The 19,559-nt window shown below is 62.6% G+C and carries 19 protein-coding genes and 1 tRNA gene; 13 read left to right on the top strand and 7 right to left on the bottom strand.

Annotated features, from left to right (window positions below):
* Positions 1 to 4 precede the first annotated feature (4 nt).
* Genes pstC through pstB form a run of 3 tightly spaced genes read left to right on the top strand, consistent with a single transcriptional unit; the run spans position 5 to position 2,874 of the window.
* Positions 5 to 937 (top strand): phosphate ABC transporter permease subunit PstC, encoded by a 933-nt coding sequence (gene pstC / locus AB0O52_RS21530; protein WP_364542143.1) that lies wholly within the window; start codon positions 5 to 7, stop codon positions 935 to 937.
* The gene (pstA, locus tag AB0O52_RS21525; RefSeq protein WP_364542140.1) at positions 937 to 2,046 is read left to right on the top strand and encodes a phosphate ABC transporter permease PstA; all 1,110 of its coding nucleotides are present in this window, start codon (positions 937 to 939) and stop codon (positions 2,044 to 2,046) included. Before pstC ends, pstA begins: the two co-directional genes overlap by 1 nt.
* A gap of 48 nt (positions 2,047 to 2,094) precedes the next feature.
* Positions 2,095 to 2,874, top strand: a complete 780-nt coding sequence (gene pstB, locus AB0O52_RS21520) for a phosphate ABC transporter ATP-binding protein PstB (protein WP_364542137.1) — start codon at positions 2,095 to 2,097, stop codon at positions 2,872 to 2,874.
* A 31-nt stretch (positions 2,875 to 2,905) separates the two neighbouring features.
* On the opposite strand, the gene AB0O52_RS21515 is transcribed toward pstB, so the two are convergent.
* From AB0O52_RS21515 to AB0O52_RS21505, 3 genes are all read right to left on the bottom strand, one after another.
* Positions 2,906 to 3,919: an inorganic phosphate transporter gene (locus AB0O52_RS21515; RefSeq protein ID WP_364542134.1), complete on the bottom strand. Its 1,014-nt coding sequence runs from the start codon at positions 3,917 to 3,919 to the stop codon at positions 2,906 to 2,908.
* Position 3,920: 1 nt separating this feature from the next.
* On the bottom strand, positions 3,921 to 4,538 hold the full coding sequence (locus AB0O52_RS21510) for a nuclease PIN (RefSeq protein ID WP_364542131.1): 618 nt from the start codon (positions 4,536 to 4,538) through the stop codon (positions 3,921 to 3,923).
* A gap of 238 nt (positions 4,539 to 4,776) precedes the next feature.
* The gene (locus tag AB0O52_RS21505) at positions 4,777 to 5,436 is read right to left on the bottom strand and encodes a hypothetical protein (RefSeq protein ID WP_364542128.1); all 660 of its coding nucleotides are present in this window, start codon (positions 5,434 to 5,436) and stop codon (positions 4,777 to 4,779) included.
* 324 nt (positions 5,437 to 5,760) lie between these two features.
* Here AB0O52_RS21505 and AB0O52_RS21500 point away from each other — a divergent pair.
* Positions 5,761 to 5,833 (top strand) — tRNA-Lys (locus tag AB0O52_RS21500).
* Positions 5,834 to 6,119: 286 nt separating this feature from the next.
* Here the strand turns inward: AB0O52_RS21500 and AB0O52_RS21495 are convergent.
* The 3 genes from AB0O52_RS21495 to AB0O52_RS21485 form a co-directional block, all read right to left on the bottom strand.
* Positions 6,120 to 7,382 carry an acyltransferase gene (locus AB0O52_RS21495; protein ID WP_364542125.1) on the bottom strand — a complete coding sequence of 421 codons (1,263 nt, stop codon included), beginning with the start codon at positions 7,380 to 7,382 and terminating at the stop codon, positions 6,120 to 6,122.
* Between the two features lie 54 nt (positions 7,383 to 7,436).
* Positions 7,437 to 8,738, bottom strand: coding sequence for a hypothetical protein (locus AB0O52_RS21490; RefSeq protein ID WP_364542123.1), 1,302 nt, complete (start codon positions 8,736 to 8,738; stop codon positions 7,437 to 7,439).
* Positions 8,739 to 9,121: 383 nt separating this feature from the next.
* The gene (locus AB0O52_RS21485) at positions 9,122 to 10,516 is read right to left on the bottom strand and encodes a CoA transferase (RefSeq protein WP_364542120.1); all 1,395 of its coding nucleotides are present in this window, start codon (positions 10,514 to 10,516) and stop codon (positions 9,122 to 9,124) included.
* 96 nt (positions 10,517 to 10,612) lie between these two features.
* Between AB0O52_RS21485 and AB0O52_RS21480 the strand changes: the two genes are divergently transcribed.
* The 9 genes from AB0O52_RS21480 (at position 10,613) to AB0O52_RS21440 (ending at position 17,948) form a co-directional block, all read left to right on the top strand.
* A complete protein-coding gene (locus AB0O52_RS21480) occupies positions 10,613 to 11,221 on the top strand; it encodes a DedA family protein (RefSeq protein WP_364542117.1) in 609 nt (202 codons plus the stop codon).
* 203 nt (positions 11,222 to 11,424) lie between these two features.
* Positions 11,425 to 11,727 carry an urease subunit gamma gene (locus AB0O52_RS21475; protein ID WP_078106942.1) on the top strand — a complete coding sequence of 101 codons (303 nt, stop codon included), beginning with the start codon at positions 11,425 to 11,427 and terminating at the stop codon, positions 11,725 to 11,727.
* 9 nt (positions 11,728 to 11,736) lie between these two features.
* Positions 11,737 to 12,123, top strand: coding sequence for an urease subunit beta (locus AB0O52_RS21470; RefSeq protein ID WP_364542114.1), 387 nt, complete (start codon positions 11,737 to 11,739; stop codon positions 12,121 to 12,123).
* Positions 12,120 to 13,904 (top strand): urease subunit alpha, encoded by a 1,785-nt coding sequence (gene ureC, locus AB0O52_RS21465; protein ID WP_364542112.1) that lies wholly within the window; start codon positions 12,120 to 12,122, stop codon positions 13,902 to 13,904. The genes AB0O52_RS21470 and ureC overlap by 4 nt, the downstream gene beginning before the upstream one ends.
* A gap of 19 nt (positions 13,905 to 13,923) precedes the next feature.
* Complete coding sequence (gene ureE / locus AB0O52_RS21460) at positions 13,924 to 14,409, top strand: urease accessory protein UreE (RefSeq protein WP_364542109.1); 486 nt, start codon at positions 13,924 to 13,926, stop codon at positions 14,407 to 14,409.
* 138 nt (positions 14,410 to 14,547) lie between these two features.
* Positions 14,548 to 15,216, top strand: coding sequence for an urease accessory protein UreF (locus tag AB0O52_RS21455; protein WP_364542106.1), 669 nt, complete (start codon positions 14,548 to 14,550; stop codon positions 15,214 to 15,216).
* Positions 15,217 to 15,232: 16 nt separating this feature from the next.
* A complete protein-coding gene (ureG, locus tag AB0O52_RS21450) occupies positions 15,233 to 15,850 on the top strand; it encodes an urease accessory protein UreG (RefSeq protein WP_078106937.1) in 618 nt (205 codons plus the stop codon).
* A gap of 212 nt (positions 15,851 to 16,062) precedes the next feature.
* Positions 16,063 to 16,893: an urease accessory protein UreD gene (locus AB0O52_RS21445; RefSeq protein ID WP_364542104.1), complete on the top strand. Its 831-nt coding sequence runs from the start codon at positions 16,063 to 16,065 to the stop codon at positions 16,891 to 16,893.
* Positions 16,893 to 17,948, top strand: a complete 1,056-nt coding sequence (locus AB0O52_RS21440) for a nickel transporter (protein ID WP_364542101.1) — start codon at positions 16,893 to 16,895, stop codon at positions 17,946 to 17,948. The genes AB0O52_RS21445 and AB0O52_RS21440 overlap by 1 nt, the downstream gene beginning before the upstream one ends.
* A 256-nt stretch (positions 17,949 to 18,204) precedes the next feature.
* Here the strand turns inward: AB0O52_RS21440 and AB0O52_RS21435 are convergent, their stop codons facing one another.
* The gene (locus tag AB0O52_RS21435) at positions 18,205 to 19,227 is read right to left on the bottom strand and encodes a PHP domain-containing protein (protein ID WP_364542098.1); all 1,023 of its coding nucleotides are present in this window, start codon (positions 19,225 to 19,227) and stop codon (positions 18,205 to 18,207) included.
* Between the last annotated feature and the right edge of the window lie 332 nt (positions 19,228 to 19,559).

Raw genomic sequence — 19,559 nt, 5'->3', positions numbered from 1 at the left:
TGAAGTGACCACCAACTCCTTGACCACTTCCCAAGGTGCTGGACGCGCCGGGGACAAGGTCTTCTCCGGAGCCACCCTGGCCGCGGGATGCCTGATCCTTGCGGTTCTCTTCGGCGTCGCACTTTTCCTTGTAGTCCAGGCCATCCCGGCGCTTGTGGCTCCACCCTCGGACGTCCAGGGCGGCCACGGTTTCTTCGCGTACATCGGGCCGATCGTGGTGGGAACCCTCATCGCCGCCGTCATCGCGCTGGTGATCGCTACTCCCATTGCCATCGGCGTCGCCCTGTTCATCTCGCACTACGCGCCCCGCAGGCTCGCCTCGGGCCTGGGCTACGTGGTTGACCTCCTCGCGGCCATTCCTTCCGTGGTCTACGGTGCGTGGGGCGCGGCATTCCTTGCCCCCCAGATTTCGCCCGCCTACGGCTGGTTGGCCAGCAACATGGGCTGGCTGCCGATTTTCCAAGGGCCGGCCTCCGCTACGGGCAAGACCATCCTGACCGCGAGCATCGTCCTTTCCGTCATGGTTTTGCCGATCATCACTTCCCTGTCGCGTGAGATCTTCCTCCAGACCCCGAAGCTCCACGAGGAAGCCGCCCTGGCCCTCGGTGCGACCCGCTGGGAAATGATCAAGATGGCTGTCCTGCCGTTCGGCCGCCCGGGCATCGTGAGCGCCATCATGCTGGGCCTCGGCCGCGCACTTGGCGAGACCATGGCCGTCGCGCTGGTCCTGTCCTCCGGCGTCCTGACGGCAAGCCTGATCCAGACCGGCAACCAGACCATCGCCGCGGAAATCGCCTTGAACTTCCCTGAAGCCAGCGGACTCAAGGTCAGCACGTTGATCGCGGCCGGCTTGGTATTGTTCGTCATCACCCTGGGTGTCAACATGATTGCACGCTGGATCATCTCCAGGCACAAAGAATTCTCGGGAGCCAACTAATGACTGTCACAGCCCCCGTGGCGCGCAAACGCTCCGCACTGACCAAGGGCCAGTTGCCCGCTTTCGCTCCGTATGTCGTCCTGGCCGTCGCTCTTGTGCTCGGCGCAGCGATCCTTGCGCTGATCGGCTTCAACGCCTTCGGCTGGGGCCTCGTCTCCGCCATCCTTTTCGCGATCGGCCTGGTCGGCTGGAGCGCAGCCGTCGAAGGCGGCCGCAAGGCGAGCGACAAGCTTGCCACGTGCCTGGTCGTCGGCTCCTTCCTCGTGGCGCTGCTGCCCCTGATTTCGGTGATCTGGACCGTCCTCGTGAACGGCATCCCGGGCATCATCACCCCCGGCTTCCTGACGACTTCCATGAACGGCGTCACGGGTTCCCTCGACAACAAGAGCGTCGATGAAGGCACGAAGGTCCTCGGCGGCATCTACCACGCGCTCCTGGGCACCGTGCAGATCACCTTGCTCGCCACTGTCATCTCGGTTCCGGTGGGCTTGCTGACCGCAATCTACCTGGTCGAGTACGGCAACGACCGGGCCCTCGCCCGTGCCATCACGTTCTTCGTCGACGTCATGACCGGTATCCCCTCGATCGTGGCTGGTCTCTTTTCCGCAGCCTTCTTCTTCGCAGTGGTCGGCCCGGGCACCAAGACCGGTGCGGTCGCCGCCGTCGCGCTCTCAGTCCTGATGATCCCGGTGGTGGTTCGCTCCAGCGAGGAAATGCTCAAGATCGTCCCGAACGAGCTCCGTGAAGCGGCTTACGCCCTGGGCGTCCGCAAGTGGCGCACCATCCTCAAGGTGGTCATCCCGACGGCGATTTCCGGCATCGCGTCCGGCGTCACCCTGGCGATCGCCCGCGTGATTGGCGAGACTGCACCGATCCTCGTCACCGCAGGTTTCGCCACCACCATCAACAGCAATGTGTTCGGCGGCTGGATGGCCTCGCTGCCTACGTTCATCTACACGCAGATCCTGAACCCGACCTCGCCGTCCAACCCGGACCCGTCGAGCCAGCGGGCATGGGGTGCCGCGCTGGTCCTGATCATCCTGGTGATGCTCCTGAACCTCGGCGCCAGGCTGATCGCCCGGATCTTCGCCCCCAAGGCCGGCCGTTGAGCCCCCAGGCCACCAGCAAACTTCCAACCACAGTACCGAAGGAACACCATGTCTAAGCGGATCGACGTCAAGGATCTGAACGTCTACTACGGCAGCTTCCTGGCCGTTGAAGGCGTCAACATCGCCATTGAAGCCAAATCGGTCACGGCATTCATCGGCCCGTCCGGTTGTGGCAAGTCCACCTTCCTGCGCACGCTGAACCGCATGCACGAAGTCCTTCCGGGCGCGCGCGTCGAAGGCGAAGTCCTGCTCGACGGCGACAACCTCTACGGACCCGGCGTGGACCCCGTGACTGTCCGCACCCAGGTCGGCATGGTCTTCCAGCGGCCCAACCCGTTCCCCACGATGTCCATCCGCGACAACGTGCTTGCCGGCGTGAAGCTGAACAACAAGAGAATCAGCAAGGGCGCGGCCGACGCACTCGTGGAGAAGTCCCTGCGCGGTGCCAACCTGTGGAACGAGGTCAAGGACCGCCTCGAGAAGCCGGGCTCGGGACTCTCCGGCGGCCAGCAGCAGCGGCTCTGCATTGCCCGTGCCATCGCCGTGGAACCGCAGGTCATCCTCATGGACGAGCCCTGCTCCGCGCTGGACCCCATCTCCACCTTGGCCGTCGAAGACCTCATCAATGAGCTCAAGGACGAGTACACCGTGGTGATCGTGACGCACAACATGCAGCAGGCTGCGCGCGTTTCCGACAAGACTGCGTTCTTCAACATCGCCGGCACCGGCAAGCCCGGCAAGCTCATCGAGTTCGCGGACACCACCACCATCTTCAACAACCCGTCCCAGAAGGCCACGGAAGACTACGTCTCGGGCCGGTTCGGATAAGCCCCGCTGAACTCAGCGGGACTCGCTCAACTCAGCGCGACAGCGGTGATAGCGCCAGCCCGAGAACGAACGCCACTGTGGCGGTAACGATCGGCGTCGCAACCCAGAACCCCAGGATCCGCAGCACCATCCGACGGTTGGTGACGGAAAAGTTCTGGTTGGTTCCTGCGCCGAGCACCGCGGACGTTACAGTGTGCGTCGTGGAAAGCGGCAAGTGGAAGCCGATGGCACCGACGAACAGCATCAGCGAGGTCAGGCTCTGGGCAATGAATCCCCGCATCGGGTCAACCCGCGTCAGCTTGTAACCCAAGGTGTACGAGATGCGCCAACCACCGCAAAGCGTTCCCGCCGTGAGCATGGCAGCCACCAGCAGGATGACCCAGAACGGGAGGTCATTCGAGTCGGACACCCCGGCCGCCACAGCGCCCAACAGGATCACTGCTACGGACCTCTGCCCGTCCTGCAGGCCATGGCCGAACGCGACGGCAGCGGCCGAGACGGACTGCGCATGGCGGAAGCGGCCATGCACAACATCGGGCTGGGTGTAGCGCGCCGCCCACGTGACAGGCCACACGAGAAGATAGGCGCCAAGGAAGGCAACCACGGGGGACAGCAGCAACGGCAAGACCACTTGTGCCAGCAAAATACTGTCTACTCCGTGGACGGAACTGCCTCCCGTCACTGTGCTTGCAGCTCCGGCGCCCACCAGGCCTCCCACCAAAGCATGGGTTGAGGAGAGCGGCACACCGCGCCACCAAGCATAGATTCCCCAAAGGATGGCGCTACACAGCCCCGCCGCAAGCATTGTCAGCCCGTTCATTCCCGAGGGGAGAACCACCCACGCCTGGCTGAAAACCAGCGCGAAACCCCCGCTGAGCAGCACCCCTGCAAAGTTGAAGACGGCCGCCAGCACCACCGCAACTGACGGAGTGAGGGCACGCGTCCGCACGGAGAGCGCGACGGCGGTGGAGACATCGCGGAAGCCGTTCAGGAATGCGAAGACAGCCGCCAGCACCACCACAAGGGCGAAGAACGCGACCGCCACCTCATGCTTCCTTGACGATGATGCTGCCTACCTGGGTCGCGACGCGGCGCATGTCCTTGGTGACGTCCACCAGTTGGTTGGCTACGTCGCGGTTCCTCGAAAACTGTGTGGACTTCATGTCGCGGAGCATCTCTGCTACCCAAGTCCGGTGGCTGCGCTCCGCACGCTTGGCCAGCCTCAGGACCTCTATCCAGTAATCCTCGAGCTCGTCCAGATCATCCAGCTGGCGCATGGCATCAACCGTGAGTTCTGCCTGGCGGCTGATGATCTCCAACTGGTCCGCCGCGCGCTTGGGCACCCGGTCCAGTTTGTAGAGGGCTACGAGCTCAGCGGCGGCATCCAGCTTTTCCATCGCCTCGTTGAGGAAACGGGAGAGGGCGTACATGTCCTCGCGGGGGAGCGGGTTCACGAAACTCGTGCGCATGTGGGTCAGGAGGGCGAAATGCAGGTCCGTGGATTTCGCCTCGTGTTCGTGCATCTCCTCCACAAGCCGTTCGTGCTCCGCGACAGGTGCTCCGAAGATCTCAGAAAGCGTCCCGGTTGCCTCAAGAATCTGGCGGGCCATTTGCGACAACAATTGCAAACCGGCGGGTTCTTGGGGGAAGAGACGCAGCTTCATTTGGCTTCCGGTAGGCGGGAGGGATGGGGGTGGGGCGGCGTCTTCGCCGAAGGGCATAAAAATGGTGCCGAACCGGATACGCCTCTCGGCGGTAGGCCGCTCGAAGCGGCTATAAGTTGAAGCCCGGGGGTTTCGCGGTTCGACACCAGTTTCAGTTTTCTACGTCGTCCGAGCTAAGTCAACATTGACAGCTGGCGCCGGAGGTGGTTGTGACGGCTCCACGCCCTTATATTTCGCCTCAATCCAGCTCTCCGAGGCGCCACGCGTTGGCCGCGTGCTCGAGATCTTCCGCGGTCTTCACGAGCTGGTGGGAGTTCCGGGTCAGCTTGCTTGCATGGCCTTCGTTGGAATGCTCTGCGCTGTCCGCCAGGGTGGCTTGGCCGAGCGCGACGACGCGGCAAAACGCGGCGGAGCGTTCCAGCGCGACGTCGAAATCGCCGTCGAACGCTCCAGAAAGGATAGCGTCCGCCATTTGCTTCATTTCATCGGCTCCCGGCGGCTCTGCGGCGCCCGCCACAACGTGGGAAACCTGGGCGGTGTCCCGGCCGGCCCTGAAGTACACGGAGATGCGCTCGGAGTCCTGCATGGTGGCCGCGCGCAACGCATAGAGCCGCCACAAGGCGCCGGGCAAGGACCGGGCGGGGCTCTCGGCCCACATTTCAGCGATGGCTTCCAGGCCTTGCTCGTCAGCGAGCTTCACGAGGCGCCTGGTGATCTTGGGATCATCGCTATCCCGACCCCGCCGCACGAGGGCCTGGGCGGCGAGGTGCGCGGCTTCGGACACGCGCGCGGGGTCCGCTCCGCCGGCAAACGGCTCGAAGTCAACCGGTGCGAAGGGTTTCGGCTTGTGGTGCCTATTTGCTCCGCCGTACACAGGAGGTCCGGATTGTTCGCTCATGCCCCAACGCTACTCCTGTGTTTTCGCTCGTGCACTCTTGACTGGGGCGCGTTCCTTCCTCCCCAGGTTTGAATCCGCAGGCGCCCCGACACGCCGTTGTGGCCGCGCGTCGTCGTCGGGGTTTGGTTCCAAGGTGGGGAGAACGCTGCGGGCCGGGCTTCTCTGCTGTCTTGTTTGAATCCGCCGCCGCCCCGACACGCCGTTGTGGCCCGCGCGTCGTCGTCGGGGCCGGGCCAAAAGAGGTCACGACGGCGCGGGGTCCGGTGGTGTCAAAACGGCCTTGAGCTTGAGGTACAGTATTTATGGCTGTTTCTATAGTCGCAGGGGCCTTTAGCTCAGTTGGTAGAGCATCGGACTTTTAATCCGTGGGTCGTGGGTTCGATCCCCACAGGGCCCACCCTTTGGCAGGTCAGAGGCGTTTCGCCTCTGGCCTGTTTTTCTTTTCGGGGCCAAATCCAACGGAAACCAGTTGATGCCCGGATGCGAGGCTCACAGCAGAAGCTGAATGGCGCGACTGGGATCCGGAAAGGCGCAGGTCCCCTGAAGTCAGTGACTGCTCGCAGGGCGTACGTCGATTCCTGTTTATGGTGGAGGCATTCATCTGCCGAGTGTTAAGCGCGTATCGCAAGCGTCGTGGATCGCGGACCGCCGGGTAGCATGACCGGGATTGGCTGACACGTACGTCAGGGTGTGGCCGAAGTAGCCTGAGGTACCTTACTCGAACTAGATGCTACTTGGGGCGAAGGTTTTTTCCTCAACATGGCAGGGCGCTCCACCGCGTAATACGTCAGGGCAGACAGCGGCAAAACGATACCGAGGACTAGGACGACGTTGAAGGGAAGTGCCAGCATCGTTCCACCCACTGTTAGTTTGCGTGTCATGAGCCAAAAAATGACCGGGAGGTGCCACAGGTAGATGCTGTAACTGATAGTCCCGGTGAACCTAATCGGACGCAATTCAAACAACAGCGCGAGTCTATTTGCCCATCTGTCTTGTGATGATGGGAGGACAACGGCAAGAAGGACAAGAGCCGAGGCGGCGCCAGCCATATTCGACAAGTAGGGCATTGTGCCTGACATGCCGACCCATATGGCAGCTACAGCTGCGGCAAGGAGGACCACCTTTATCCAGGTCGCAACACGCTGAACTCCACGCTCATCCAGGGCGACAACAACCAGTGCCGCCGCGATTCCATAGCCAAACAGGTCAGCCTGTCCCAGGAAACTCCTCAGTAGAACTGCAGTACCTGTCTGCCCAAAGGCAAAATCTATGCGCTGGGCGTGGTCCAGTTGATCGGCTGCCGCATGGCCCCAGGAAGTCACTCCCAACCCGATAACGACCATGGCAACCGGGGCTATCGCCAGAGCCAGTGCCTTGCTGGCTCCCAACCTCACGAGCCGGGCCGAGAGTAGCGCCATCAAGGGCACCGCCACGTAAAAAGTGATCTCGGCTGTCAATGACCATGCGACGGGAAGGCCACTCATGACGAACTGCGGAATAAACATATGCACTAGTAACGCATTGGCAAGGAACTTTATGGGCTCGGTCAGGCGTCCGATATTGTCAGGGCCAAACCCGTGTGTGCTGCCTTTGATGTAGACAGATCCCATAACGAGGGCGGTCGCTGCGAAGATGACAAGGTAAGCGGGGTAAATCCGCAGTAGTCTATTGGCTGCGTAACGTCGAATTGAGGGGAGCTTTTTGCCTCGCGCGATCGACGTAGCGAAGGGCCTGAACAGCAGGAACCCCGAAAGGACGAAGAAAAGTGGTAGCCCTTGGCCGAGAAGAGGCAGAAGGACCTGGCCGACGGGTCCCAAATGAACTTCGTCCGAGGCCATGAGGCCAACGTGATATGCCAGAACGGATAGGGCCGCCGCCGCTCGCAGTCCTTCGATGCCGGCCAGCCGGCGTCCCCAGGAAGGGAGAGGATCGACGATTTTTTTCACGGGGGCTCCTTCAGCCGGGAGGGACGATGTTGATGAAGCAGTGACCATCACTCGTCAAGGCCGCAGCTCGTCGCAACGGACTTGCACCTTCCATGCCCCCGGCGCCGTTCCGACTGGATATTCGGTCATCCCAGGATCAGCGATACAAGCGACTCTGGCCGTTGCAACGCCGGTTGCCCAGACCGGTCCGTCCTGACGGAATGCTGATGACGGAAAGAAATACAAGCACTGCAGAACAAGAAACGCGGCTAAGACGCCCGACGTGGCATTTGAAGAAGTTTTTTCCCATAAGAGTGCCAACAATGGAACCAGGGCCAGTAGGAACATCGACGGGACGGTGCTATATCTCCCCAAAAGGAAGGCGCTCCATTGAGTCGCGCCAAATTCTGAGTAATCAAATGGGTCGGAAAAGTTGAATATCACAGCCGCGGACCACACGCCCGCCGAAGCCGCTACGAACGAAAGTGCTACCACCCGAATACGGGCGGAGCCCTTCCACAGAAGATACAAAAAAGCAAAGAAAAATGGTAATGCGGCAAGGACTACAGGCAGCATGCCGAAGTTGAGGATATTGCGAGAAATTTGCCTCGATGTGCCGAAGACTACTGCCGAACTGCTGTTCAGGAACCACCCTTCGACTACCGATGCAAGGTTGACTGGCTGAAAAGGAGCGGAACGCGGATAGGACAGGGTGGCAATGATCTGGCATGTGATGCCCACCAACAAGCCGAGTCGAGCCGGTAGAAGCGCCTTGTCCTTGAACCTGTAGAGAAAGAGCGGAACGAACATCATCGTCAGAATCTCGGTGAGAGATGCCATCGCAGCCACGGCGAAAAGTAGGACACCCTCATATTTCGTTTGCGCGGGCTTGATAAGCAGCCAGGGTACCAACCACAGCAGATACCAATGGAGGTTGGCAACGTTACCCTGGCTCTCCAGCGCTCCGGGAGCCACAAAAATAGTGATTGATGCCCAAGCCAGCCGGATGAGAACATTTGCGGTAAGGGCCCGCGAACAATGAAACACCATCAGGGCGATGAGGGTGATCAGGAGGCAACTCAAGGAGGAAATCGCGATGGCAAAGTCATCGATTGAAAAGAACCTGACCACGAACTTCGTCATAGCCCGCGGGACTACATGCAGATAGCCCTGGTACGGAGCAAACACGTCCAGCAATCCGCGTCGGCTCAGCGCGTCTTGGAGAAAGACTGCGCCGTCCTCCGCCCAGATGGTCCCTTGAGCTGTAGGGCTGAGGCGACCAAATGCGACCAGAGTGCCTGCGAACACCGCCCCTAATGTAGTAGGAATTATCCACCGGATTTTCATCGGAACTACATTTCTGTCGCCGCTTTTCATAGTCCCCCTTCGACCACCGACGCGAAGCGCGCGTGGATTAGCTATTGGCAGCAGTCCAGATTAGGGGCTCTACGGCGCCTGCACCGCATGCATATTACCCCACCCAGATGGTGCCTACGAAAATCCGCCTGTCATAGGCTCGAGCTCGAACTATGCCTGCATCGGCTAGCAGGGCGCCCGCCGGACACGCAAAATGGGGGTGGATTGATAATCGGACAGTGGATGGCGCTAAGCCCCGCGGGTTCTGGGCTTAGTGACCATTCCGCGCCGCGAAAACCCGTAACGAAATCAACTAAACAGGGTCAGCATGGGCGAGTTCGCCGGACAGCAGAAGAGCGTGGTAAGGCCCGCGTATTCCTGAGCGTGTCGGCGGGTTCCGGGGTTTACTTGTCCGTGGCCCACATGGCTCGGTGACGGCCGAGCGGTCCGGCTTGCTGCGACCAGTGCGCGGGGACGCCGTCGATCTGCCCTGGAAGGGGGACGCGTCGCGCCGGCCCCCAGTCCGTGGTGGTTTCCACGAGGCTGACGTCGTTGGACCCGGATACGGATAGGTGGCCGTTCGGCGGGGTCAAGGAGTACAGCAAGTTGGCCGTGCCGATGAGTGAGCCCTGGATGCGGGCCGTTATCGAATGGCTGAGGCGCCGGGTCAGGGCACGGGCGACCGCTGCGGCCAATAGCCAGCCGGTCGCGTGGTCGAGGGCTTGGACGGGAAGCGGGGTCGGCTCCGCTTGGCCTGTGGCGGTGGCTCCCTCGTCGGCGATACCACAGCTCATCTGGACCAGGCTGTCGAACCCGCGGCGGTTGCGCCAAGGGCCATCCCAGCCGTAGGCGTCCAGGCTGGCGATGATCAAGCCGGGGTTCGCGGCGGTCAGGGCATCGTCGTCGTAGCCCAAGCGTTTCAGGGCGTCGCCTCGCAGTCCCGTCACGAGCACATCGGCCCCCGCGAGCAGTTCCTCGAACATCGCGCGGTCGCTTGGGGCCGTGAGATCCAAAGCGGCGGTACGTTTGCCGACGGTCGTCTCAGGCAGTAGCGACGGCACCTCTTCAAAGCCCGGCGGGTCGATCCGCAGCACGTCCGCACCGTAGCCTGCAAGGAACTTGGTGCACACCGGTCCTGCGATCACCCGCGTCAGATCCAGAACGCGCACCCCGTCGAAGGGCAGTTCTCCGATGGCGTTCGGCGTGCGGGCGCCGGATGAGCGGCGCTCGACGACGGTCAGCGGCGGCGCGTCCGCGGTCGCCGCCCCCGCGGCCGAGGCGAGCCACTGGCCGCGGTTGTGCATGACGGCGGCGCAGCCACCCGCCTCCACGATGGCCGTCTCCAATTCCTCGGCAGGCACCCCGGCCACTGCGGCCTGCACTGTTTCGCGGTCATGGGCGCCCAGCACCCGTTCGACGGCGGCGCGGTGGCTGGCGTAGTTGGTGTGCAGCCTGATCCAGGCATCCGCCGCACGATAGTTGCCGGCGATGGGGTCCCACAGCGGTGGACGGGTCCAGCCGATCGGGGCAAACAGCCTCTCGGATGCGAACGCGGCGCACGATTCCCGACTGTCTACTGTTACCGCCGGCTGCCCTGACTGGCGGCGGGCCGCGAGAAACTGCGCTGCGGCCACCGTCGCGGAGGCAACCGCGCCCGTCGCAAGTCCTGTCACGTCGAAAGCGGCCGGGAGGACCGCCCGCGGCCCGGTCGTCGTTAGCCGAGCGGCCAGCCAATCACCATCATCGGCGCCGATTGCGTGCCACACGCGGGAGGTCACATCAGCGAAGCTGTCGTTCACATTCACCATTGTCAATGGGCCTACACGGAACGGGCAACGGCAACCGGATCTGATGCCTCCTGCCCAAGTGGGCCTTCAACTGCCAGACTGTTCTTCATGCATGCGCTCTTGGACGGACTCCTGAACACCAGCCCGCTCGTGATCGCGTGCATCGTTTTCGCCCTCGTGTTCGCTGAGGATGCGATCTTTGTGGGCTTTGTTATTCCCGGTGAAACGGCGGCGGTGGTCGGCGGGGTGATTGCAAGCCGCGGGCTCTTCGAATTGTGGGCCATGATCGCCATTGTGGTGACTGCCGCGATCATAGGAGACACCGTGGGCTATGAAATAGGCAAGCACTTCGGCCCACGGGTGATGGCCTTGAAAATCCTGGACAAAAGACGCGCCCAATTGCAGAAGGCTGAAGACTTCCTCAAAGACAAAGGCGGCGTCGCGGTGCTCCTGGGCCGGTTTACCGCTTTCTTTCGCGCCGTCATGCCCGCGCTCGCCGGGCTCAGCCGTATGCCTTACCGGCGCTTCGCGTTCTGGAACTTCAGCGGCGGCATTATCTGGGGCTCGTTGTTCGTGACCCTCGGCTTTGTGGCCGGAAATTCGTACGAAGAAGTGGCGCGCGTAGCGGGCCGGGGTGCCGCGGGGGTGGTGGCAGTAATTGTGGTGGCGATCCTGGTTGTCTGGCAGGTCAGGAAGCACCGCGCCAAGAAGGCCTGATGTCGAAGGAGCACGGAAACCTTTCCGAAATCTCAAGGCTTTAGGCTGGTCACAATTCGTTCGGGAGGGGCGGTGAAGGGGCGAACTGGTTATGTCTGACGTTTGGCGTTATAACCGTAGTAGCTGCCCCGACGTCCTCGGCTTTTCGGAGCCTCGAGTGATCTGATGTCCGCTTCTGCAGCACGCAACTTTAAGGAGAACCGATGCATCTTTTGCCCCGTGAGCAGGAAAAGCTCATGATCGTGGTCGCGGCTGACCTCGCCCGCCGTCGGCAATCCCGCGGACTGAAGCTCAACTTCCCAGAAGCCGTGGCGATCATCAGCTACGAACTGATTGAGGGCGCCCGTGACGGGAAAACCGTCGCCGAACTCATGAGCTACGGGACCACCCTGCTTCGCCGTGAGGATGTCATGGAGGGCGTGCCCGAGATGATCCATGACGTCCAGATTGAGGCCACCTTCCCTGACGGCACCAAGCTCGTCACCGTCCACGACCCGATCCGCTAGGAGGCCAACATGATTCCCGGTGAGTACCGTCTCCAAGCAGAGCCCATCGCCTGCAACAGCGGACGCGAGGCAATCGCCGTCGACGTCGTCAATCGCGGTGACCGCCCGGTCCAGGTGGGCTCTCACTACCATTTTGCCGAGGCGAATCCGGCCCTCGATTTTGATCGCGAAGCAGCTTATGGCCGCCGCCTCGATATCCCCGCCGGAACGGCCGCGCGCTTCGAGCCGGGCGATTCCAAGACCGTCAAACTCGTTGCGCTTGCGGGCAGCCGCGAAGTCTACGGCCTGCGGAACGCCGTCAACGGTCCCCTTGATGCGGACGCGGGAAAGAACGACGGCGGTGCTGCCGCCGGCACCGACGGGCCCGGAGCCAGCAAAGAAGGGACAGCCCAGTGAGCTTTGAAATTTCGCGCAAGCAGTACGCAGACCTTTACGGCCCGACGACGGGCGACTCCATCCGCTTGGCGGACACCGAACTTTTCCTCGAGATCGAGAAGGACTACACCGTCTACGGCGAAGAGGTCATGTTTGGCGGCGGCAAAGTGGTCCGCGACGGCATGGGCCAGAACGGCCAGGTGACCCGCGACGGTCGATTGCCTGAGTCCAACGCAGCCTCGGACCAGACCCTCGACGTTCCGGACACCGTCATTTCGAACGTCGTGGTCCTCGACTACACCGGAATCTACAAGGCCGACGTCGCGCTCAAAGACGGCCACATCTTCAAGATCGGCAAAGCCGGCAACCCGCAGATTGCCGACGGCGTGGACATCGTGATCGGGGCCAGCACCGAGATGATCGCCGGGGAGGGCAAGATCCTCACCGCAGGCGGCGTGGACACCCACATCCACTACATTTCCCCGGACCAAGTCCCCACGGCGCTGTGCAGCGGCATCACCACCATGGTGGGCGGGGGCACGGGACCGGCCGAAGGCACCAAGGCCACCACCATCACGCCCGGCAAATGGCACATTTCACGGATGCTGCAAGCGGCGGAGGGGCTCCCGGTCAACATCGGCCTCCTCGGCAAAGGCCACGCGTCCGCCATCGAGCCGCTCGCCGAGCAGATCCGCGCAGGCGCTGTGGGCCTCAAAGTCCACGAGGACTGGGGCGCCACGACGTCGTCGATCGACATGTCCCTGCGCGTAGCGGACGAATACGACGTGCAGGTAGCCATCCACACGGACACCCTCAACGAGTGCGGATTCGTAGAGGACACCATCAAGGCCATCGATGGCCGGGTGATCCACACCTTCCACACCGAAGGCGCCGGCGGCGGGCACGCTCCGGACATCATCAAGATCGCCGGATTGCCCAATGTGCTCCCGGCATCCACCAACCCGACGCTCCCGTACACGAGGAACACCATCGAAGAGCACCTGGACATGCTCATGGTGTGCCATCACCTCAACCCTGACATCCCGGAAGACGTGGCGTTCGCCGATTCCCGCATCCGGGCCGAGACGATTGCCGCCGAAGACGTGCTCCAGGACCTGGGTATCTTCTCCATGACCTCCTCGGATTCCCAGGCCATGGGCCGCGTGGGCGAAGTCGTCATCCGCACCTGGCAAGTGGCCGATGCCATGAAACGGCAGCGAGGCGTCCTGAAGGATCCGTCGGGTGCAAGCCACGGCGCTCCAAATGGCTTGGGCGAGGACAGCGATAACTTCAGGATCAAGCGCTACATCTCCAAATACACCATCAACCCGGCGATCGCGCAGGGCATGGACGACTCCATCGGCTCCGTGGAAGTGGGCAAGTTCGCCGACCTCGTCCTCTGGAATCCGGCCTTCTTCGGCGTGAAGCCGGAACTGGTCATCAAAGGCGGGCAGATCGCCTACGCGCTCATGGGCGATTCCAATGGCTCCATCCCCACCCCGCAGCCGCGCACCATGCGCCCGATGTTCGCCACCCACGGCAAGGCGCTGCAGCAGTCCTCCATCACGTTCCTGTCCAAGGCGGCAATCGCGAACGGCGTCCCGCAGGAACTTGGACTGGAACGCGTCATCCGGGCGGTGTCCGGCATCCGGAACCTGAGGAAGGCGGACCTCAAGTTCAACGGCGAAACGCCCGATATCGCCGTCGACCCCGAAACCTACAAAGTGACGGTCGACGGCGAAGACGTCACCTGTGAGCCGTCTGACGTGCTGCCCATGGCCCAGCGCTACTTCCTTTTCTAGACCGCCGGAGGAGAACCACATGATCGTCGAAAAGATCCTCGGCAACCTGCACGAGCTGCCGCAGGCCGAAGCCGCGGCACTCGCACAACTCCACAAGGAGAAGGTCGTCATGCCCAGCGCCCAACTGGTCAAACGCATCCAACGCGTCACCACGGACCACGGGAAGGAGCTCGGCATCCGCCTCCCGGCAGGCTCCGGAGACCTGCGCGACGGCGACATCCTCGCCGTCGAGGACGCGAACCTGATCGTAGTCTCCGTGCTGCCGAGCGACGTCCTGGTGATTGCTCCCCGCAGCATCCACGAAATGGGTGTCGTGGCGCATTCCCTGGGCAACCGGCACCTGCAGGCTCAGTTCTTCGACAGCTCGTCCGAGTACGGGGCCGAAGTCATGGTGTGCCAGTACGACCACACGGTCGAGGACTACCTCGAACACGTCGGCGTGCCGTACGACCGCCAGGAACGCGTAATGCCGGTGCCTTTCCGCCATGCTGAACACACGCACTGAGTCCGTTCGCCGCTGGCGCGGTTCGGTCGGGTTGGGGCGCCGCCCCGGATTTGGGGCCGTGCCCGCTTCGCGGTGCCCTCCACACCGCGGCCCCCAAATCCGGGTCGGCGGCTCGTCGTCTCGCCTTGAGGGGGCGGCATGACCTCTTATCAGCTCCCGCTCCAGCAGCTGACTGACTCTGCTCTTCCTACTGGGGCTTTTGCCCACTCGCTGGGGTTCGAGACGTACATTGACCGCGGGTTGGTTCACGATGAGGCGTCGTTCGGCACTTGGCTGTCCGCGTTTGTTGGGCAGCAGTTGACCTATTCCGACGGCTTGGCCATTCGATTCCTTTATGGAGGGACGGACGTGGGGGAGTTGGATGAGCATTTGAGTGCCCAGCTCCTGCCTCGGCAGTTGCGGGAGGCCAGTACCAAAATGGGCGGGCGGCTCATCGAGATCGGGACCGAAGTCTTTCCGTCGGCCGAGCTGGAAGCCTACCGGACTCTCGTGACCACGGGCCGGGCTGCCGGTCATCAGCCGCTGGCGTTCGCCGTCGTCGCGCGCTCACTCGGCGTGCCGTTTGAAGAAGCGCTCGCCGCTTACCTTTTCGCGGCGGTCACCTCACTGACGCAGAACGCCGTGCGCGCCATCCCGCTCGGCCAGAACTCCGGGCAGCGGCTGTTGCGCAAGGCGCACGACGACGTCGCTGCCGCCGTCGAACATGTCCAGCACCTCAGCTGGGACGACTTCGGAGCGGTCAGCCCGGGGTTGGAAATTTCGCAGATGCGGCACGAATGGCAACGTGCGCGCATGTTCATGAGCTAGAACCACAGGAGGACACATGTCTGAACCCATCAAGATCGGCATCGGCGGCCCGGTAGGTGCCGGCAAAACGCAGCTCGTGGAGCGCCTGACCCGCCACATGAGCCGGGAAATCTCCATGGCCGCCATCACCAACGACATCTACACGATCGAAGACGCCAAAATCCTCGCGGCCAATGGCATCCTTCCCGAAGACCGCATCATCGGCGTCGAAACCGGCGGCTGCCCGCACACCGCCATCCGCGAAGACACGTCCATGAACACAGCTGCCATCGAGGAACTCAAGAAGCGGCACCCGGACCTGCAGGTCATCTTCGTCGAATCCGGCGGCGACAACCTCTCGGCCACGTTCAGCCCCGAACTCGTGGACTTCTCGATCTACATCATCGACGTCGCCCAAGGAGAGAAAATCCCACGCAAGGCCGGCCAAGGCATGATCAAATCGGACCTCTTCATCATCAACAAGACGGACCTCGCCCCGTTCGTCGGCGCAGACTTGTCAGTCATGGAACGGGACTCCAAGGAATTCCGCGGCGACAAGCCGTTCTGCTTTACCAACCTCAAAACCGACGAAGGGCTCGACAAGGTCATCGCATGGATGCGGCACGACGTCCTGATGCTCGACCTGGCCCAATGAGCACGACGGCGGTCCAGGGGAGTTCGGTCGGTGACCTGACCGCTGAGGCGGCGAAGCCGGATTTGGGGGCCGCGGCGTGGCGGGCACCGCGGGGGGCCCACCGCCGCGAGGGCCCCGACCCGAGCTTGCGAGGGTTGGGAGCGGCTGGGGACGGGCACGGCCCCAAATCCGGCGGAGCCGACGGAGGTGACCTGGTACCGCCAAGAACGCCGATGGGCGAGCTCAGCCTGCGCATAGCCGAACGTGCTGGTCGTTCCGTGGCCGTGCAGCAGTTTCATCGGGGTGCCTTGCGGGTTTTGAGGCCCCACTACTTGGATGGGTCCGGGCAGGTTTGTTATGTCGTGGTCAATCCGGGCGGGGCGTATTTGGGGGCGGATCTCTATGTTGTGGACGTGGAGGTCGAGGCCGGGGCTACGTTGCTTTTGACGACTCAGTCGGCCACGAAGATTTATCGGACTCCGGAGTCCTTTGCCGAGCAGCGCATGACTATCCGGCTGGGGGAGGGGGCGGAACTGGAGTTGGCTCCCGACCAGCTCATCGCCTACCGGGAGGCCAGCTATCGGCAGGATACGCACATCACTGTGCATCCGACGTCGAGCCTCATCATGGCGGAAGTCATCACTCCCGGCTGGTCGCCGGACGGCGCCTCCTTCCAGTACCGGGAACTCCGCCTCCGGAACGAAATCCACGTGGATGGCGACGACGGCGCGGTGCTGCTCGCGCTCGACAACCTCCTGATCCGGCCGCCGCTGGGCGATGTAATCGGAATGGGCTTCATGGAGGGGTACAGCCACGTGGGATCGCTCATTGTGGTGGATCCGCGGGTTGACCAGGCGCTCGCCGATGAGCTGCATGGCCTGACGACGGGGTTTGACGCTTACTTGGGCTTGTCGCTGACCCGGACCCTTGCGGGCACAACGTGCCTGGTCCTACGCTCCCTTTCGAACAGCACCGAGGAACTGAACCGGTTGCTTGGTGCCTGTACCGGGCTTTTGCGCGAACGCTGGCACGGCAGGGCGCCGCTGAACCTAAGGAAGTACTGATGACCTCACTCGCGGAGTTCGCCTCGATATACCGCCAGCGCGAGCATCTCCCGATGAAGTCGCGCCTCGAGTTCATGTTCGGTTCGGTCGTCCTCCTGCACCTTGCCGCCCTCGTTCTCCTGCTTGTGGGTGGCGCTGGTGGAGGGCAGCCGCTGGCCCTTGGCCTCGTACTGACGGCATACGTGGCCGGTATCAAGCACAGCTACGACTGGGACCACATCGCCGCGATCGACAATTCCACACGAAAATTCGTGGCACAGCGCAAGGACCCCGTGAGCGTCGGCTTCGCCTTCAGCCTGGGCCACAGCTCCGTGGTAGTTCTGGCCGGTGTGATGGTGGTTGGCGGCGCCAGCCTGGTGGGCCAGCTCATGGAGGACGGCACCACCGGGCACCTCGTGCTGGGGCTGATCGGCAGCGGCGTCTCCGGGCTCTTCCTCCTGGCCATGGGCGTCTTAAACGGGTCTGCTTTCCTTCGCACGATGCAGCTGTACCGCGCCGCCCAAACCGGAGGCGCGATCGCCGTCGACGACCTCGAAACCAAGGGGTTCATCGCGCGGCTCCTGGCCAAGCCGCTATCCAAGGTCCAGCGTCCGCGGAACATCTACGTGATCGGGTTCTTATTCGGGCTTGGCTTCGACACGGCCACCACCATTGGGCTGCTGGTGCTGACGACGGCGGCGTCCCTCGCGGGTGTGTCTGTTCTCGCCCTCCTGGCTCTGCCACTGGCCTTCACTGCGGCAATGACCCTCTGCGATTCCATCAACGGCGTGGCCATGATGCGGATGTACAAGTCCGCCATCCACGATCCCCAGCGCAAGCTTGGATTCAACGCCATCATCACCGGTATCTCGGCCTTCTCGGCACTCTTCATCTCGGTCATCACGCTGGGCGGTTTCCTCAACTCGGCCCTCGGGCTGACCGATCCTGTCACCACATGGCTGGGCGAAATAGACCTCGGCGACGCCGGGCTGGTGCTGATTGCGCTGTTCGCCGTCGTGTGGGCGGTCGCGGCCGTGCGGTTCCGGGTCCGCGCGGCGCTCCATGGGAAGCCCTGACGACGCCCGCTCACTTATATCCTGAATTCTGACGACGCTCGCTCACGTATGCCGGGAGAATCGACGACGCTCGCTCACTTATGCCGGGAAAGTCGACGACGCTCGCTCACGTATGCCGGGAAAATCGACGACGCTCGCTCACTTATGAGGCTATTTTTGTCAACCCTCCTGCAGTTGTATCGCCAACGGTCGACGGCGGGGGTCGGCGCTGGGTGCGGAAGTCGCCGTCGGGCATTAGACAGTTGGCGGCGACGGGCTATGGCTGGGGCTGGAGCCACTCCAGAAGCCGATCCAGCGGCCATGTTGTGATGATCCGATCGGCGGGTACGCCGTTGGCTTCCGCCCGCTCGGCACCGTACTGCAGGAAATCGAGCTGGCCGGGGGCATGCGCGTCACTGTCGATGCTGAAAAGGCAGCCAGCGTCGAGGGCAATCCGAATCAATTCATCCGGCGGGTCCTGGCGTTCAGGCCTCGAGTTGATCTCGACGGCGACTGAGTGTTCCGCGCACGACGCAAATACTTTTTCCGCGTCGAACTCCGATGAGGGCCGTGTCCCTCGTGATCCTTTGACCAAGCGGCCGGTGCAGTGCCCAAGGACGTTCGTGTGGGGGTTTCCGATGGCGGAGTGCATGCGCCGAGTCATGGAGCGTTTGTCGGAGCGGAGCTTCGAGTGGACACTGGCCACAACGACGTCGAGTTGGCCCAGCAGTTCCGCGGACTGGTCCAACTCGCCGTCTTCAAGGATGTCCACTTCGATTCCCGTTAATAGTCGAAAGCTGGACGATTGCCCGTTGTTGATCCCATCCACGACCGTGAGCTGCTCCATCAAACGTTCGGGGCTGAGTCCGTTGGCGATGGTGAGGTTGGGGGAATGATCGGTCAAAGCGAGATATTCCCGTCCGAGGATACGGGCCGCATCGGCCATGGCCTCGATCGCTGAACCGCCATCCGACCAGTTGCTGTGGCTGTGCAGATCGCCCCTGAGCTCGGCGTGCAGCTTGTGTCCGCCGGCGACCAAAGGTTCGGCCCCTCGGCGGCGGAGGTTCTCGAGGTAGTCCGGAACGGCACCGCTCAAGGCCTGGCTGATCACTTCGAAGGTCCGGCTGCCGATTCCCTTGGTGCGCTTGAGGCGGCCATCCCTGACTCGTGCAGCCAGTTCCTCTTGGCTCAGTCCGGCGATAACGCCCGCAGCCCGTCGGAACGCCTGGACCTTGAAGCTTTCCGCGAGTTCCCGTTCCAGCCAGAAGGCGGTTTCGTTGAGGGCGTCTATGGCGTCCATAGCTCAATCATGTACCACGCCGCGCCCAGATGTATGTGAGCGAGGGTTTGGGTTTTGCCGGTTGTTTGTGAGCGAGGGTTTCGGGTTGGGGGCGTGTACGTGAGCGAGGGTTTCGGGTTGGGGGCGTGTACGTGAGCGAGGGTTTCGGGTTGGGGGCGTGTACGTGAGCGAGGGTTTGGGTTTTGGCGGTTGTTTGTGAGCGAGGGTTTGGGTTTTGGCGGTTGTTTGTGAGCGAGGCCCTCTTCGTCAAGCTGGTTGTGAGTCATTCATTACCTGTTGAGAAGGAGCCGGCGATGGCCGTTGATACCAAGGGTTTTACGCGGGAAGAGATC

It is taken from the genome of Arthrobacter sp. NPDC080073, assembly GCF_040686575.1.
Lineage (GTDB): Bacteria > Actinomycetota > Actinomycetes > Actinomycetales > Micrococcaceae > Arthrobacter.
This window is presented reverse-complemented; position numbering and strand designations above follow the sequence as displayed.